General features: G+C 64.3%; 15 protein-coding genes and 1 tRNA gene. 7 read left to right on the top strand and 9 right to left on the bottom strand.

Translation table 11 applies throughout. The annotated features are described in order from the left end of the window. Positions 1–35: 35 nt before the first annotated feature. The 5 genes from EN818_RS16100 to EN818_RS16120 all read right to left on the bottom strand — a co-directional run bounded on the left by EN818_RS16100 (position 36) and on the right by EN818_RS16120 (position 4,484). Positions 36–1,037, bottom strand: a complete 1,002-nt coding sequence (locus tag EN818_RS16100) for an Ldh family oxidoreductase (RefSeq protein ID WP_095806747.1) — start codon at positions 1,035–1,037, stop codon at positions 36–38. A gap of 112 nt (positions 1,038–1,149) precedes the next feature. Next, entirely contained in the window at positions 1,150–1,959 is an 810-nt protein-coding gene (locus tag EN818_RS16105) for an ABC transporter permease (protein ID WP_095806746.1), read from the bottom strand. After that, positions 1,959–2,624 carry an ABC transporter permease gene (locus tag EN818_RS16110; protein ID WP_165350079.1) on the bottom strand — a complete coding sequence of 222 codons (666 nt, stop codon included), beginning with the start codon at positions 2,622–2,624 and terminating at the stop codon, positions 1,959–1,961. Before EN818_RS16110 ends, EN818_RS16105 begins: the two co-directional genes overlap by 1 nt. Before the next feature lie 194 nt (positions 2,625–2,818). Next, positions 2,819–3,613, bottom strand: coding sequence for a transporter substrate-binding domain-containing protein (locus EN818_RS16115; protein WP_095806744.1), 795 nt, complete (start codon positions 3,611–3,613; stop codon positions 2,819–2,821). A gap of 55 nt (positions 3,614–3,668) precedes the next feature. Further along, positions 3,669–4,484, bottom strand: a complete 816-nt coding sequence (locus EN818_RS16120) for an ABC transporter ATP-binding protein (RefSeq protein WP_095806743.1) — start codon at positions 4,482–4,484, stop codon at positions 3,669–3,671. A gap of 211 nt (positions 4,485–4,695) precedes the next feature. Here EN818_RS16120 and EN818_RS16125 point away from each other — a divergent pair, with 211 nt between their 5' ends. From EN818_RS16125 to EN818_RS16145, 5 genes are all read left to right on the top strand, one after another. After that, entirely contained in the window at positions 4,696–5,568 is an 873-nt protein-coding gene (locus EN818_RS16125; RefSeq protein WP_095806742.1) for a dimethylarginine dimethylaminohydrolase family protein, read from the top strand. Continuing rightward, the gene (locus EN818_RS16130; RefSeq protein WP_095806741.1) at positions 5,538–6,209 is read left to right on the top strand and encodes a TetR family transcriptional regulator C-terminal domain-containing protein; all 672 of its coding nucleotides are present in this window, start codon (positions 5,538–5,540) and stop codon (positions 6,207–6,209) included. Before EN818_RS16125 ends, EN818_RS16130 begins: the two co-directional genes overlap by 31 nt. A gap of 96 nt (positions 6,210–6,305) precedes the next feature. Then, entirely contained in the window at positions 6,306–7,886 is a 1,581-nt protein-coding gene (locus tag EN818_RS16135) for a 5-guanidino-2-oxopentanoate decarboxylase (RefSeq protein ID WP_095806740.1), read from the top strand. Positions 7,887–7,890: 4 nt separating this feature from the next. After that, positions 7,891–8,847: a capsular polysaccharide synthesis protein gene (locus tag EN818_RS16140; protein WP_095806739.1), complete on the top strand. Its 957-nt coding sequence runs from the start codon at positions 7,891–7,893 to the stop codon at positions 8,845–8,847. A gap of 156 nt (positions 8,848–9,003) precedes the next feature. Continuing rightward, entirely contained in the window at positions 9,004–9,711 is a 708-nt protein-coding gene (locus tag EN818_RS16145; protein WP_095806738.1) for an SDR family NAD(P)-dependent oxidoreductase, read from the top strand. Here EN818_RS16145 and EN818_RS16150 read toward each other — a convergent pair. The 4 genes from EN818_RS16150 to aroA all read right to left on the bottom strand — a co-directional run bounded on the left by EN818_RS16150 (position 9,696) and on the right by aroA (position 15,664). Beyond that, on the bottom strand, positions 9,696–11,561 hold the full coding sequence (locus tag EN818_RS16150; RefSeq protein WP_135904785.1) for a hypothetical protein: 1,866 nt from the start codon (positions 11,559–11,561) through the stop codon (positions 9,696–9,698). The two genes, EN818_RS16145 and EN818_RS16150, sit on opposite strands and share 16 nt — an antisense overlap. A 113-nt stretch (positions 11,562–11,674) precedes the next feature. After that, entirely contained in the window at positions 11,675–13,372 is a 1,698-nt protein-coding gene (rpsA, locus tag EN818_RS16155) for a 30S ribosomal protein S1 (RefSeq protein ID WP_095806736.1), read from the bottom strand. Between the two features lie 202 nt (positions 13,373–13,574). Further along, complete coding sequence (gene cmk / locus EN818_RS16160) at positions 13,575–14,225, bottom strand: (d)CMP kinase (RefSeq protein WP_095806735.1); 651 nt, start codon at positions 14,223–14,225, stop codon at positions 13,575–13,577. A gap of 80 nt (positions 14,226–14,305) precedes the next feature. Beyond that, positions 14,306–15,664, bottom strand: a complete 1,359-nt coding sequence (gene aroA / locus EN818_RS16165; protein ID WP_095806734.1) for a 3-phosphoshikimate 1-carboxyvinyltransferase — start codon at positions 15,662–15,664, stop codon at positions 14,306–14,308. A 193-nt stretch (positions 15,665–15,857) separates the two neighbouring features. Here aroA and EN818_RS16170 point away from each other — a divergent pair, with 193 nt between their 5' ends. After that, entirely contained in the window at positions 15,858–16,250 is a 393-nt protein-coding gene (locus EN818_RS16170) for a TIGR02300 family protein (RefSeq protein WP_095806797.1), read from the top strand. A gap of 176 nt (positions 16,251–16,426) precedes the next feature. After that, positions 16,427–16,502: transfer RNA gene (locus tag EN818_RS16175), tRNA-Ala, on the top strand. Positions 16,503–16,560: the final 58 nt, after the last annotated feature.

Here is a 16,560-nt window from a genome sequence, read left to right on the forward strand (position 1 = left end):
AGAAACGCCCAGCTTTTTGCTGTCTGTCGTCTCGATCAGGCCGAATAGCGCTCAGCGAACTCGGAAATGCGCTGCACCACTGCCTTCGGCACGTCGACGCCGCGCGCCGTCGCTTTCTCCGCTGCCTCGGCGCGGGCGCGGCCGGGGATGTGCACGCCGTAGCGCCGTCGCAGCCGGTCGAGCTGGTCCCGCATGCGGCGCTCGAAATCCGGATCGAGCAGCTTGGGTTCCACCGCGAGCACGAACAAACCGGTTCCTGGGCTGTCTGGCCCGCCGGTGAACCACGGCGCGTCGACCGACCAGTTGGCGCCGGAAATACCCGCCGCCAGCACCTCGACCATCAATGCGATGTTGGCGCCGCGCTGGCCGCCGAAAGCGAGCATCGCGCCTTTCATCGCCGCCGCCGGATCGGTGGTCGGATTGCCGCTCGCATCCAGCGCCCATCCCTCGGGGATTTTCCTGCCTTCCTCGGCCGCCTTGCGGATGTTGACGAAGGCGGTGGCGCTCGACGACTGGTCGATGAGGAGCGGCGGCCCGTCGGCGGCGGGGGCGGCAAAGGACATCGGATTGGTGCAGTAGACCGGCTTGACGGAGCCCGAGCCTGCCAGCACGGCCGGCCCGTTGGTGGCGGCGAAGGAAACCAGTCCTTGCCCGGCCAGGCGTCCGGTGAAATAGCCGAGCGCGCCGCAGGTATAGGCGTTCTTCTGCGAGAAGATGGCGACGCCGAACAGCCTTGCCGCCTTGGCGAGATCGCCGATCGTGCGGTCGAAGCCGGTATGAGCGAGCCCGCCGCGGGCGTCGGAGAGATAGACCGCGAGCGCCGGCCGCGTGACGACCGGATCGGCATTGCCGTCGATGCGGCCGGCCTCGATCGCTTCCAGATAGTCGATGAAATGGGCGAGCCCGACCGCGGTGAGCCCTTCGGCCTCCGCAGCGATGATCGAAGCGACCAGCGACTGGGCAACCTCCTCATTTGCCCCAGCGCCGAGCGCCGCCATCCGGCACAGTCCTGTTGCCTGGTCGAGACTGAGTTGCATGGTGCCTCTGGTGAATGGTGAATAGTCAATGGTGAATGGGGACAGTGAGAAGCCATAGCTAAGGCGAACCGAAGGCCTATTCACTATTTTTCCATTCACCATTCACCATTCACTACCCGATCTTAACGGGAATCCGCGCCTCGATCCTGCTGAAGGCGAAGACGAGAATGCCGGTGATCGCCATATAGATCAACGCCAGGAGCAGCAAGGGCTCGTAGGTCAGGTAGGTGTCCTGCCGCACCTTGGAGGATACGGCGAAGATGTCGATGACGCTGATCGTCGCCACCAGCGGCGTCGACTTCAGCTGCAGCACGGTTTCGCCGGTCAGCGTCGGCAGCGCGCGGTAAAAGGCCTGCGGCAGCCAGATGCGGCGGAAGATCTTCCAGCGGCTCATCCCGAAGGCGCGGGCCGCCTCGAGCTGCCCTTTCGGCACGCCGGCGAAGGCCCCGCGCATCACCTCGCCCTCATAGCCGGCGAAGGAAAACGTCAGCGCCACGACGGCATAGGGCCAGGCTTGTCGCAGATATGTCCACATCCAGGACTCGCGGATCCAGGGATATTGCGGAAACAGCGAACCGAGCCCGTAATAGAGCAGCCACAGCTGCAACAGCAGCGGTGTTCCCCGGATGATGGTGCAGAAGACTCTGGCCGGCGCAGCGAGCCAGAACGGCCCCCCGGCCTGCGCCAGGCCGAGCGGCACGGCCAGCAGGAAGCCCAGCGCGCAGGTGACGGCGAGGATCCACAGCGCCCGCCAGATGCCGATGAGCCCCAATTGCCAATATTGCGGCAGCCAGTCCCAGCGCATGAAGAAGGCCGCACTAAACACCATTGCCAGCGCTATCAGGATCAGCACGACGCGGTGCGGTTGAAGCCACAGCGACGCGCGCGCCGCCACATTGATCACGGCGGCTTCACCAGCCATCAGCGCGCCTCCTTGACAGAGGGCATGCCGCGCCGCGACCAGGCTTCGACACGGCCGATGATCAGGTTCGAGAACAGCGTCAGCGCGAGATAGAGCGCGCCTGCCGCGACATAGAAGATCAGATAGGCCTTGGTCACGCCGGCGGCCTGCCGGGTTTCGAGCGTCAGCTCGTTGAAGCCCACGACCGCGAGCAGGGCGGTGTCCTTGGTGGCGATCAGCCAAAGATTGGCAAGGCCGGGTATGGCGAAGGGCAGCATCGCCGGCAGCGTTATGCGCCTCAGCATCAGACCCGGAGACATGCCGTAGGCGCGGGCCGCCTCGATCTGTCCCTGCGGGATCGCCAGGATGGCGCCACGGATGACTTCCGTCGAATAGGCGCCCTGGACAAAGCCGAGGACGAAAATGCCCGCCGCCAGCCCGCTGATGTCGATGCGCTGGTAGCCGATCGCCTCCAGCACCTGATTGATGAGGTCGGTGCCGGCATAATAGAGCAGCAGGATCAGCACCAGCTCCGGCACGGCGCGCACCACGGTCGTGTAGACGGCCAGGAGATCGCGCGTCACCGGGCCGCCATAGAGCTTGCCATAGGCGCCGCTGGTGCCGATCAACAGGCCGAGGCAGGTGGCGCCGATGGCGATCTCGACGGAGTGGAGCAGGCCGCGCAAGAGGTTGCCGCCCCAGCCGGGCGGCACGGGCGACAGGAGTTCGATGATGCCGGCCGCCGAGGCCGGAAGAAAGGCGTCGATCAGCTTCGCCCCCGGATTGCTGGCAAGCCGCTCAGGCAACGCCTGGCGGCGAGCATGCGTGGGAAGGAAGGGGCATGGCGCTGGCGCCATGCCCCTTGTTCATGGGGCAAAAGTCAGTTCGACTGCGAAGGCCCGCCATAGATGTCGAAATCGAAATATTTCTTCGTGATTTCGTCATATTTGCCGTTGGCACGAATGGCCTTGATGCCGGCGTTGATCTTTTCCTTCAACGCCGTGTCCTCCTTGCGCACGCCGGCGCCGATGCCTGGCCCCAGCACCTCGTCGTCCGGCGCGACCATGCCCTTCATATCGCAGCAGGCCTTGCCCTGGTCGCTCTTGAGGTATTCCGTCATCGCGATGGAATCGGCCTGAACCGCGTCGAGACGGCCGGCGGCGAGATCCTGGTTGGCCTCGTCCTGGGTCTGGTACTCCTTGATCTCCTGCGCCCCGGTGAAGTGCTTCTTGGCGTAGGCCGCGTGGGTGGTCGACACCTGGACCCCGATGACCTTGCCTTTGAGGTCGTCCGGCGTGGACCCGAATTTCTGGTCTTTCGGGCCGATGATCGCCGGCAGCGTGTTGTAATACTTGTCCGAGAAGTCGATCGTTTTCTTGCGTTCTTCTGTGATTGTCATCGAGGCGACGATAAGGTCGATCTTCTTGGTGGTCAGTGCGGGAATGATGCCGTCCCAGGCAACCGGCGTGATCACGCAGTCGAGCTTTTCCTCGGCGCAGACGGCGTCGATGAACTCGATTTCCCAGCCGACCCACTTGCCCGAGGCGTCGGGCGAGGTGAAGGGTGGATAGGGTTCGGCGGCGACGCCGACCTTGACGGGGTCGGCTTTGGCGACCCCCATCGCTGCGACGCCGAACAGCAGCGCCGCGGCGAAAGTCTTGAGAACAGTCTTCATTTCACAACTCCCAGTTTGTTGTTGTTCCCGGTTTTCGCTCCGCTTCTCGCCGGCGCTAGCCGACGTTGCGGAGGAATTGCTTGAGCCTTTCGGATTTGGGCGCGCCGAACAGCTGTTCCGGCGGACCTTCTTCCTCGACCAGCCCGTTGTAGAGATAGACGACATGCGTCGCGACCTCGCGGGCAAACTTCATTTCATGGGTTACCAGAACCATGGTGCGCCCCTCGCGCGCCAGATCGCCGATCACCTTCAGCACCTCGCCGACCAATTCCGGGTCGAGCGCCGATGTCGGCTCGTCGAACAGCATCACGCGCGGATTGATTGCCAGCGCGCGGGCAATCGCGGCGCGCTGCTGCTGGCCGCCCGACAGGAAGGCCGGATAGACATCGCGCTTTTCGGCGAGCCCGACGCGGGCGAGCAGCTTCTCGGCCTGGGCGATCGCCTCGTCGCGCTTGACGCCGAGCACATGCACCGGAACCTCGATCACGTTCTCGATCAGCGTCATGTGGCTCCACAGGTTGAAGTTCTGGAACACCATGCCGAGCCTGGAGCGGATGCGCTCGATCTGCCTGCGGTCGGCCGGCACCGTGTGGCCGTAGCTGTCGGCCTTGAGCTTGATCTCCTCGCCATTGACCCGGATGATGCCGCTGGTGGGGTTTTCCAGACAGTTGATGCAGCGCAGCAGTGTCGACTTGCCGGACCCGGAGCCACCGATGATGGCGATCACCTCGCCGTCGCGCGCCGACAGCGAGACGCCCTTCAGAACATGCAACTGGCCGAATTTCTTGTGCAGGTTCTCGACATGGATGGCTTCGGCTGCACTGTTCTGCGCCTTACCGGATGAGACTGCGGCAGCTTCCACCGCGCTCACCGGAAGACCTCAATTTGGGCGAGGGCAGCTCGTCGAACGTCCATCCGGCTAATCAACATACGCTCTACTGCCCCGCTTTGGATTTCAGCATGGACCCGACGGCGCGAGCCCGTCAATCTCGCTCATTACGGCACTTGCGGCCTTGTTGCGCAAGTGTATAAATAGCCCTTCATGAAATTTTCTCGTGTTTTTTCATCCTAAAAGGGCATCGATGAGCGCTTTCGGATCACAGTCCATGGCGGCGCCGCTGCGGCGCGTGCTGATGCGGTCGGCGGCCAACGCCATGCGCGACGCCGACAGAACTGCCTGGCATTATGGCCCGGGGTTCAACCCGGCCAAAGCAGTGTCGCAGCACACGGTCCTTGCTGAACTGGTGGCGGCTTCCGGCGCCGAAATCGAATGGATCGAGGACAAGGCCGACGGCCTTTCGGATTCGGTGTTCACGCACGACCCGTCGCTGATGACCGACCGCGGCGCGCTGATCCTGTCCATGGGCAAGTCATTGCGCGCCAGGGAGCCATCGCTGCATGAGGAAACCTACAGAAGACTAGGCATTCCGATCCTCGGCCGCATCGAGGCTCCTGGCCAGGTCGAAGGCGGCGATTGTGTATGGGTTGATGGCCGCACGCTGGCGATCGGGCGCGGCGTCCGCTCCAACCAGGAAGGCATCCAACAGGTTTCCAACCTGCTGACGCCGCTGGGCATTTCCGTCTACGGCTTTGATCTGCCGCTGTGGCAGGGCGAAGAGGCATGCCTGCATCTGATGTCGGTAATCAGCCCGCTGGCCGACGACCTGGCATTGGTCTATTCACCGCTTTTGCCGGCTCCCTTCTACCAGATGCTCAAGGCGCGCGGCATCCGTCTGGTCGAAGGCGATGCCGAAGAGTTCGCCGCTTCCAACGGCCTCAGCCTGAACGTGCTGCCCACCAGCCCGCTCAAGGTTATCGCCGTTGCAGGTTTTCCCAAGACCAAAGCCGCGATGGAAGCTGCCGGCTGCACGGTTGAGATCTTCGAGGCGGATGCGCTCTGCATCGCCTGCGAAGGCGGGCCGACATGCCTGACGCGGCCGATCCTGCGCCAATGAATGGCCGCCGCAAGTTCCGTCGCGAAGGCGAGGAGCGGCGGCGGCAGGATTTGATCGAGGCGACTCTGGACAGCGTGGCGGAATATGGCCTGCAGGGCGCCACCTTACGCACCATCGCATTGCGTGCTGGCGTCACCGCCGGGCTGATCCGGCACTATTTTCCCGGCAAGGAAGAATTGCTGCAGGAGGCCTACACGACGCTGGTCGGCCGCATGACCGAGCAGGCGAAACGAGCATTGGTCATGGAAGATGCCTCGCCGCGCCAACGCCTTGCGGCTTTCGTCACCGCCAACCTCAACCCGCCGATCATCGACTCGCGGGTGTTTTCGCTCTGGGCAACCTTCCTTGGCCGCGCCAATGCGGATCCGACCCTGGCTCGTGCCCACCGCGAAGGCTACCTTGGCTTTCGCAATGAGGTGGAAGCGGTTGTGGCCGAAGTGCTTGCCGCCGAACGGCGCAAGACGGACGCAGGCCAGTTGCGCCATCATGCGATCGCCATCAATGCGATCATCGACGGGCTCTGGATCGAAGGTTGCCTGGCCGGCGAGATGTTCTCGCCCGGCGAATTGGCGGCGATTGGCATCAAGGCTGTGGAGGTCGAACTCGGCCTCTCGCCTCTGGAGCAATCCCAGGAAAAGTGAGAAACGGTTTTCCGTCTGGAATTGCGCAAGAAACAAAGAGATAGAGCGGATCACTGTTTCCGCTAAACAGTGATCCGCTCTAAGGGGAGATATCCAATGACCACGCTCGGCGAAGCGCTCATCACCTTGCTCGAGGCGCATGGCGTCGACATCGTCTTTGGCATTCCCGGCGTTCACACGGTCGAGCTCTATCGCGGGCTGGCGCGCTCGAAGATCCGCCATGTGACGCCCCGCCACGAGCAGGGTGCCGGCTTCATGGCAGACGGCTACGCGCGGGCCAGCGGCCGGCCGGGCGTCGCTTTCGTCATCACCGGTCCGGGTCTGACCAACACCATCACCGCCATGGGGCAGGCGCGCGCCGATTCCGTGCCGATGCTGGTGATCTCGGGGGTCAACGCTACCAACACGCTGGGCAAGGGACTTGGATACCTGCATGAACTGCCCGACCAGCGCGGCATGATGGAAAAGGTGGCGCTGTTTTCGGAACGCGTCACCGAGGCCGGGCAGTTGCCCGGTGCGCTCGCCCGCGCCTTCGCGCTGTTTTCCTCTTCACGCCCGGGACCGGTCCATATCGAGATCCCGACCGATGTCATGGCGACGCCGGCGAACGCAATCTCGGCCGTGCTCGGCAATGCAGCCCCGCCCGCTCCTGCGGCAAGCGCGATCGCGGAGGCGGCGCGGCTTGCAAAGCAGGCCCGCCGTCCGCTTATCCTCGCCGGCGGCGGCGCGAAGAAGGCCGATGCGGCGCTCACGCTTGTCGCCGAGACGCTCGGGGCGCCGGTGGTCGAGACCACCAATGCGCGCGGCCTGCTGCACAATCATCCGCTCTGCGTCCCCGCAAGCCCCAGCCTGAAGGCGGTGCGGGCGCTGATGGCCGACGCCGACCTGGTGATCGCCGCGGGGACGGAGTTCGGCCAGACAGACTATGACGGCTACGGCGACGGCGGCTTCGTGCTGCCGCCCAACCTGATCCGCATCGACATCGGCGCCGATCAGCTCGCTCGCCGCCCTGCGACCGTCGCGATCCAGGCCGATTGCGCCGAGGCACTTCGTGCCCTGCAAGCCGAGCTCGGCGCGGGCGACGTCGCCGTGAAGGACGGCGAGGCCCGTGCTGCCGCAGCGCGTGCGGCTGCATTGGCCGAGCTGAGGCCGGCCCATGTGGCGCAGATGCGAGCCGTGGAAGCGATCCGCGACGCCCTGCCGGGCGCCATTATCGTCGGCGATTCGACGCAGCCGATCTATGCCGCCAATCTCTATTACGACCATGACCGGCCAGGCGGCTGGTTCAATGCCGCGACGGGGTTCGGCGCGTTGGGCTATGGTCCGCCGGCGGCGATCGGCGCCGCGCTTGCGGTTCCCGAGGCGCCGGTCGTCTGCCTGACCGGCGATGGCGGCTTCCAGTTCACCTTGCCGGAACTGGGCGCCGCGCTCGATGCAGGCGCGCCGGTGATCTTCGTCGTCTGGAACAATCGCGGCTATCGCGAGATCGAGACGTCGATGCTCGACGTCGGCGTCGAGCCGGTCGGCGTGTCGCCGGCGCCGCCGGATTTCTGCAAGCTCGCCGAAGCCTATGGCGTAGAGGCCGAGCGGCTGCCGGACGTCGGCGATCTTCCCGGGGCGCTGAGGCGAGCCCGAGCCGCCGCAAAGCCGCGTGTGGTCGAGATCAGGGTGGACTGACGACATGGCGCCACGCACGCACGATTTTTCGGAGAGTTCGTTTTTCAGCGAAGCGCCGTTCAATGATCCGCTGAAGCGCCCCTATCTTGCGCCGCTGCGTTGGGCGGCGTCTTCGCAGGTGCTGCCATGGTCGTTGCGCGCGTGCGCCGCCAAGACCTGCGCGACCTTGGCCCGGCGCCGGGACTGGCGCGCACGCAGCGCTGCGGTCGATCATTCGAAGTGGTGCTCCACCAGCACGCCGTCCAGCAGTCTCGGTCCGATCTGGCAGTATTGGGCGCAAGGCGTCGACGACGCGCCACCGGTGGTCAAGGCCTGCCTGCATTCCGTACAGCTCCACAAGGGCGGGCGCGAACTCGTCATCCTCGACGACAGGACCGTTGGCGACTACATCGATCTGCCCGGCCATGTCTGGGACAAGCGACGGCGCGGCCTGATGAACCGCCAGCATTTTTCCAACTTCATCCGGCTGAGCCTGCTCGCCCGCCACGGCGGCACATGGCTCGACGCGACGATCCTGCTCAGGCAACCCGTTCCGGCGCAGATCGAAGACGAAGAGTTCTACATCCTGCGCGAAACCAGTCGCGCCCCGCGGCTCGTGGAAACGTGGTTCATCCACGCCCGCAAGGGGCATCCGCTTGTCGAAACCGTGCTGCACAACCTCGCCGACTATTGGAAGACGCATGACAGGCTTCTTCAATATTTCATGTTTCCGCATCACATGGAGGCCGCCCTTCTCCTGCATCGCCGGCTGCGGTGTGACTTCCTGCGCATGCCCCAGGTAGGAGCCGACCGGCCGCATGGACTGCAAAGGGCGCTCCTCGAGCCGTTCGACGAGGCGGTCCACCGCGAGATCTACGACGGCTTCTGGCTGCACAAGCTCACGCACAAGTTCCAGCGGCCGGCGATCGGGGGACGACTGCTCTGGGACGCCATCATCGATGGCTGGCCTCACACCGCATGAGCTTCACATCGGCCCGGCGCCAAGCCGAAGCATGCAAAGACGCGACGCCTGCCATGTCGATATTTCAATTGAGTGACAGCGCGAAAGGCGCGACGGTCTATCCTGGGGCGGAATGACCAAGAAGAAGCAAAAAGAAGCGACAGGAGCGGTCGAAGTATGACGGAAACGCTGAATGGCAGGCATGTCGTGGTGACCGGCGGCACCGGTGCCCTTGGTGGCGCGGTTGTCGGCAGGTTGCTGGAGCAAGGCGCCATCTGCCATGTGCCCAACGCCCATGCAGCCGCTCCGCCGAACTTCCCCTACTCCGCCCATGCGAGCGTCCATCTGGCGCACAATGTCGACCTGTCGGATTCCGCCAAGGTCGAGGCTTTCTACCATCAGCTCCCCGACCTTTGGGCTTCGATCCATCTCGCCGGCGGGTTCACCATGGCGCCGGTGGAGAAGATCGAATCGGCATCCTTTGCCGAGATGATGGACACCAACGCCCGCACGACCTTCCTCTGCAGCCGGGCGGCGGTGCGCTCGATGCTGACATCGGGAACCGCGGGCCGCATCGTCAACGTCAGCGCGCGCGCCGGGCTCGATCCGAGACGTGGTTCCGGCATGGTCGCCTATGCGGCCAGCAAGGCAGCCGTGGCCGCGATGACGGTCGCGATGGCCGAGGAACTGAAGCACAAAGGCATCCTGGTCAATGCCGTGGCACCGTCGACGCTCGACACCCCGGCCAACCGAGCGGACATGCCAGATGCCGATTTCGCCAAATGGGTGAGTCTCGAAGCCGTCGCCGAGGCGATCGCCTATCTCGCCTCGCCCGCCAACCAGGCGATGAGCGGCACGCTGGTGCCGCTCTACGGCAGGGCCTGATCGGATACCGCCGACGCGGGGCAGGCGGCTTGGGAACCGTCCGGATTGCGGTAGCTGTAGATTCGCAGCGGCGATGAAGGATCGGTGGGGCACTCCCTCAACCATGCCGGCGGCTTGCCTTCGATCAGCGCTGCCGCGAATGGATAGTTGGTTTCCAGTTTCGGCAATGGCGGACCTCGCCAGGCGCAAACCGCTATATGCGTCGCCCTGGACGCATCCAGATACATGCGCGGGTCGGCGGTCGACGGATCAAGGAAACGATAGCTCCGCTCGATACCCTTTGCCGACGGATGGTTGGGGATCGTCACCACCCTGGGACCTGTGGCGAGGGCGACGAGATGGCCTCCGATCAGCGGTGGCGAGAGGACGATGGCGCCGGCGGGCCACCCCGGCTGCGGTTCCAGACGGCTGAGATCGCAGCTGTCGGCCACCTCTCCAGCGGGAATGGCTGCCTGGGACGTTCGCACCGACAGGTGGTATAGCGCAATTGCCGCCGACAGGATCAGGCCGGGCAGGATCAGGGCGTATTTGCGCGATACCACGGCGACATCAGGTGTCAGGGAGCGTGCCAGTCGCGAGTCTGCCGGCAGGAACTTCGCCACCGCGAAAACCAGGCCGATGCTGGAAAAGAGGGGAACATAGCGAAAGTAGCGCAGATAGCCGATCCCCAGCACCAGGGCGAGCATCGAGAACAAGGCGAGGATGACGCGCGGCCGGGTTCGGCTTTCGGCGTCGAGGCAGATGACGGCCGGGGCAAGCGCGCCCACAAGTATCAGCACTGCGGCGGAGAATGTCCACGACAGAAAGCGCGGATGCCGAAACAGGCTCATTTCCTGAAGGATTCTGTTGAGCATGTTGTCGCGCACATAGGCGTCGATCGAGGCATAGGGGCCATGCAGGCATTGCGGGAACAGCATCGTCAGCGTCGCCACGCTAGCGGCCGCGAACACCGCCAGGATCGTGGCCCGCATTGCCCACCTGCTGCGCCGGCCGGCCAGCAACGGTGAAACGGCAAAGGAAAGCCCGGCGGCGACCAGCGCCGTCGCATATGGCGCCGAATAGGTGTCGCACTTGACCGCGGCATAGGCCGAAGGCGGTTGGACTGCGGCGAGCAGCGCGATTGCTCCCATCGCCAAGCTCAGGCCGAAACCGGTGAGCCTGGCTGCGCCCTGTTCACGGTCCGTGATCCAGTCAAAGGCGTAGACGGCCATCAACAGCGCATAGAAAGGCGCGAATTCGGCGCTGATCGCGAACGCCAGGGCTGTGAGCAGCCCGTTGATCAACGGAGCAGCGCGTTTCTGCGACAGCAGCAGCACCAACGCAGCCAGTAGAAGCAATATTTGCAGATTGTGATAGTCGATGCGCTCTGGGGCGTATTCGCAGAACGTGCTCGAGGCCAGGATCAGCCCCAGCGGCAAGGCAACGGCCGGACTGCCGATGTCCACGGCAATCATCAGCCGCCTGTAGAGATACAAGGCGGGCGCAAACAGCAGCACCGGCACGACAAAGCTTGCCGCCGCCAACGCCGGCTCGGCGCCCAAAAACGGCGCGAGCAGCCACGCGAAGGCGGCATAGGGCAAGTCCACGATCCACGGCCAATGCGAGATATAGGGCTCCGGCTGGACAATGCCGGGCAGGGTCCGGTCGAAGATATTTCCCGTCTCAAGGAAGGTGCGGACTTCATAGAGTTTGATGTAGTCGTCCATATCGCCATCGAGCCTGAAGCCCAATGATCGGAGGGCGATCATCACCAATGCCGTTGCACAGTAGCAGAACAGGGCCGGCGACTTGCCGTAGAGATGCAGCACCCGCGAAGATGGCGTAGCGGGACGATAGTCGCCCATGTCCATGGAAGCCCTTCCCTTCGGGCCCAAGGCAATACGCCAGGAAGTTTATCTTGCCGTAAAGAAAAACCCCGCCGGATCGCTCCGGCGGGGTTTTCTTTGGCCTTGCGAAGTGGAGCTTAGTTGCCCTGCTTCTTCAGCGCCGCGCCCAGGATGTCGCCAAGCGAGGCACCGGAGTCGGTCGAGCCGTACTGGGCGACTGCTTCCTTCTCCTCGGCGATTTCCAGCGCCTTGATGGAGACCTGCAGCTTGCGGGTCTTCTTGTCGAAGGCGATGACGCGGGCATCGACCTTCTGGCCGACGGTGAAGCGCTCGGGGCGCTGCTCGTCGCGGTCGCGGCTGAGGTCGGAGCGCTTGATGAAGGTCTCGAGGCCGCTGTCGACCAGCCGCACGTCCAGACCGCCGTCCTTGACGCCGATGACCTCGCAGGTGACGACGGCGTTCTTGCGCAGCTCACCGCTGCTTGCCGCCTCACCGACGGTGTCCCTGGCCAGCTGCTTGATGCCGAGCGAGATGCGCTCCTTCTCGATGTCGACGTCGAGCACCTGCGCCTTGACCATGTCGCCGCGATTGTACTCCTCGATCACCTGCTCGCCCGGACGGGTCCAGTCGAGGTCGGAGAGGTGGACCATGCCGTCCACATCGCCTTCGAGGCCGATGAACAGGCCGAACTCGGTCTTGTTCTTGACCTCGCCCTCGACCTGGCTGCCAACCGGATGGTTGCGCGCGAACGCTTCCCACGGGTTCTCCAGCGTCTGCTTGAGACCGAGCGAGATGCGGCGCTTGGCCGGATCGACCTCGAGCACCACCACGTCGACTTCCTGGGTCGTCGACAGGATCTTGCCGGGATGCACGTTCTTCTTCGTCCACGACATTTCCGAAACGTGGATGAGGCCCTCGATGCCCGGCTCCAGCTCGACGAACGCGCCGTAGTCGGTGATGTTGGTGACGGTGCCCTTAATCTTCTTGCCGATCGGGAACTTGGTGCCGATCTCCGACCACGGATCGCTCTCGAGCTGCTTCATGCCGAGCGAGATGCGGTGGGTTTCCTGGTTGATGCGGATGATCTGCACCTTGACCGTCTGGCCGATGTTAAGGATCTCGGTCGGATGGTTGACGCGGCGCCATGCCATGTCGGTGACATGCAGCAGGCCGTCGATGCCGCCGAGGTCGACGAACGCACCGTAGTCGGTGATGTTCTTGACCACGCCTTCGACCACCTGGCCCTCTTCGAGGTTCTGCACGATTTCCGAACGCTGTTCGGCGCGGCTCTCCTCGAGCACGGTGCGGCGCGACACCACGATGTTGCCGCGGCGGCGATCCATCTTGAGGATCTCGAAGGGCTGCGGGTTGTGCATCAGCGGCGAGACGTCGCGGATCGGGCGGATATCGACCTGGCTGCGCGGCAGGAACGCCACGGCGCCGTCGAGGTCGACGGTGAAGCCGCCCTTGACCTGGTTGAAGATGACGCCTTCGACGCGCTCACCCTTGGTGAACTTCTCCTCCAGGCGCACCCAGCTCTCCTCGCGGCGCGCCTTCTCGCGCGACAGCATGGCTTCGCCAAGCGCGTTCTCGATGCGCTCGACATAGACTTCGACGGTGTCGCCGACCTTGAGGGAGGACTCCTTGCCCTTGGCGCCGAATTCCTTCAGCGGCACGCGGCCTTCGACCTTGAGGCCGACATCGATGATGGCCATGTCCTTTTCGATCGCGGTGATCGTGCCCCGGACAACCTGGCCCTCGCCGGAATGGCCGGCGGTGAATGATTCTTCGAGCATGCTCGCGAAATCATCGCGAGAGGGATTTGCAGCAGACATTGTTTCTCCTGAAGTGCCCCGCATCTCGAGCGGGACGGGCGCCGTGGGTTAGCATTGCGTGAGCCTGCCGGCGTTCCGGGCTAAGAGCCCTTGGCCGCTCAAAGCGGCAAGTCCGGCGCATGAAGAATGCTGGCAGGCTGGTTCGTGCCCGATATGGGTATCTTTTGCGCCGCCGACAATCGGCAGCGATGGGAAACCCGGCTCAGGCCTTGTTTCTCTTGGCCAGGACGTCGTCGATGATCGCCATGGCCGCCAGGAACGCGGCCTCTATAGCCATTTCGGACGTATCAAGCAAGTGCGCGTCTGGGGCGGGCTTGAGTGGCGAGTCGGCTCGGCCCATGTCGCGTTCGTCGCGGCGCTCGATGTCGGCCAGGATCGTGGCGAAATCGGCTCTGCCGCCCATGCTCTCGATCTCGGCCAGCCGGCGTTGCGCCCGCACCGCAGCACTTGCCGTCACATAGAGCTTGATGTCGGCGTCGGGACACACGACCGTGCCGATGTCGCGGCCGTCGAGCACGGCGCCTGGGGGCGCCTTGGCGAAGGCGCGCTGCTTGTCGACCAGGATGCGCCGCACAGTGGGAATGACCGCGACCTTGGAAGCCGCTTCGCCCACCGCGTGCGCCGAAAGCACCGTGCGGTCGAGATTCGAGAGGTCCACCTGCCGTGCCGCGGTTTCGGCCGCCGAGACATTGTCGAGCGGCAGGCCGAGCTCGAGCAGCTTGTGGGCAACCGCGCGATAGGTGAGACCGGTGTCGAGCAGATTCAGCCGGTAGTGGTCGGAGAGCCGCCGGGCCAGCGTGCCCTTGCCGGCGCCGGCCGGGCCGTCGATGGCGATGGTGAAGGTTGCGCTCATTGGCCGCCCATGAGGCGCGATGAACAAGACGAGCGCCGCTGTCCCGCCAGCATTTCAGTTTGGTTCCAGCCCATCTCCCGTCACTCGATCTCCGCGCCCAGCCCCTTCATCAATCCCATGAACTCCGGAAAACTCGTCGCGATCATGTTGGCGTCGTCGATGGTCACCGGCTTTTCGGTCGCCAGTCCCATCACCAGAAAACTCATGGCGATGCGGTGGTCGAGATGCGTCTTCACCGCCGTGTCCAGCCCGTTGGGATGAGCGCCCAGTCCCTTGCCGCCCGGCTTGCCGCGCACGGCGAGCGAGGCCTCGCCTTCGGTGCAGTCGACGCCGTTGAGCTTGAGCCCATTGGCGACCGCCGACAGCCGGTCGGATTCCTTGACCCGAAGCTCCTCCAGCCCCTGCATCAGCGTCTCGCCCTCGGCGAAGCTGGCGGCGACGGCCAGCACCGGATACTCGTCGATCATCGACGGCGCCCGCTCCGCCGGCACAGCGACGCCCTTCAATTTCGAGGAACGCACGCGCAGGTCGGCGACATCCTCGCCGCCGGCATTGCGCGGGTTGAGTATGTCGATGCGGCCGCCCATTTCCTGCAGCGTCAGCAGCAGGCCGGTGCGCGTCGGGTTCATCAGCACGTTTTCGATCACAATATCGGAGCCCGGCACGATGAGCGCCGCAACCAGCGGAAAGCCGGCGGAGGAGGGGTCGCCCGGTACGGCGATGGTCTGGCCCGTAAGCTTGCCCTGTCCCTCGATGAAGATGTGGCGCACGCCGCGCTCATCGGTCTCGACCGTCAGGTTCGCGCCGAAGCCTTTCAGCATCTTTTCGGTGTGGTCGCGCGTCATCACCGGCTCGATGACGGTGGTGATGCCCGCCGTATTGAGGCCGGCGAGCAGCACCGCCGACTTCACCTGGGCGGACGCCATCGGCACGCGGTAGGTGATGGGCGCGGCGTGCTTGGGGCCGCGCAGCGTGATCGGCATGCGGTCGCCCGGCGAGGCCTTCAGCACCTGCACGCCCATCTGGCGCAGCGGTTCCAGCACGCGGGCCATCGGCCGGCCGGAGAGCGAGGCGTCGCCGATGAAGGTCGTCTCCATGTCATAGGTGCCGACCAGGCCCATGGTGAGGCGCGAGCCGGTGCCGGCATTGCCGAAATCGAGCGGCCCTTCGGGCTGAAGCAGCGCGCCGTTGCCGGTGCCGCGGATCACCCACTCGTCGCCCTTCTTTTCGATGTGCGCGCCCATCGCCTTCATCGCAGCGCCGGTGCGCATCACGTCCTCGCCTTCGAGCAGGCCGGTGATGCGCGTCTCTCCGGAAGCGAGGCCGCCGAACATGAAGGAACGATGCGAGATCGACTTGTCGCCCGGCACCCGGGCCACGCCGGCAAGGGCAGGGGATTTGCGGGCCGTGGCCGGCTTCGGAGCGGCAGCGTGAGACATGATTTCTTCCAAGCAAGATGCCGGCGGGCCGGCTCAATTCGTCATGTTGCGGCGGTCTCGTATCACGGCGCGCGGCGATGGTCATCCCCTCGCGCAGGCCTTCGAATGCAAGGTTTTGCGATGCCGGCTTTTGGCTTTGACAGCGCCGTAAACTGCGGTTAAGGGGACCATTCTTTTTTTGACGAGGCTTGCCGTGGCAAAACCCGAACTTGGCACCAAACGCATCGACCCCGAAACGGGTCGGAAATTCTACGACCTGAACAAAGATCCCATCGTCTCTCCCTATACTGGCAAGAGCTATCCGCGTTCCTATTTCGAGGAAGGCAAGATTTCCGCCATCGAGGAAGATGAGGATGTCGCCGACAAGGAAGTGGACGAGAACGAGGAGGAAGGCGCCGAGCTCGTCTCGCTGGAAGATGCGGACGACGAAACCAAGGGCGGCGGCGACGATCTTCCCGATCTCGGCGACGACGAGGATGTCGACCTCGGTGACGATGACGACGACACCTTCCTTGCCGATGAGGAGGAAGAGGACGACGACGTTTCCGATATGATCGGCGTCGGCGACGACGAGGACGAGGTCTGAGTTTCAGCCTCTGCGCGATCGATTGCCGGCCATTTCGGCCTGTGACGAAAAAGCGGCTTACAAGGCTTGATCTTGACCGAAGGCGGCGCTAGAAGCCGCCAGCACTAAACGACGGCGCGGTTCCCATCTGCGCCGGATCTCTTCGCCGGAAACGGCGCCGGCCGACTGCCGGGAGTGGGGCCATAGCTCAGTTGGGAGAGCGCTTGAATGGCATTCAAGAGGTCGTCGGTTCGATTCCGATTGGCTCCACCAGTCATCCTTCCGGATTAATGTTTCTTTGATGTCCACGAATGCGGCTCGCATCCGTGGG

This window comes from Mesorhizobium sp. M3A.F.Ca.ET.175.01.1.1, from assembly GCF_004791945.1.
Lineage (GTDB): Bacteria > Pseudomonadota > Alphaproteobacteria > Rhizobiales > Rhizobiaceae > Mesorhizobium.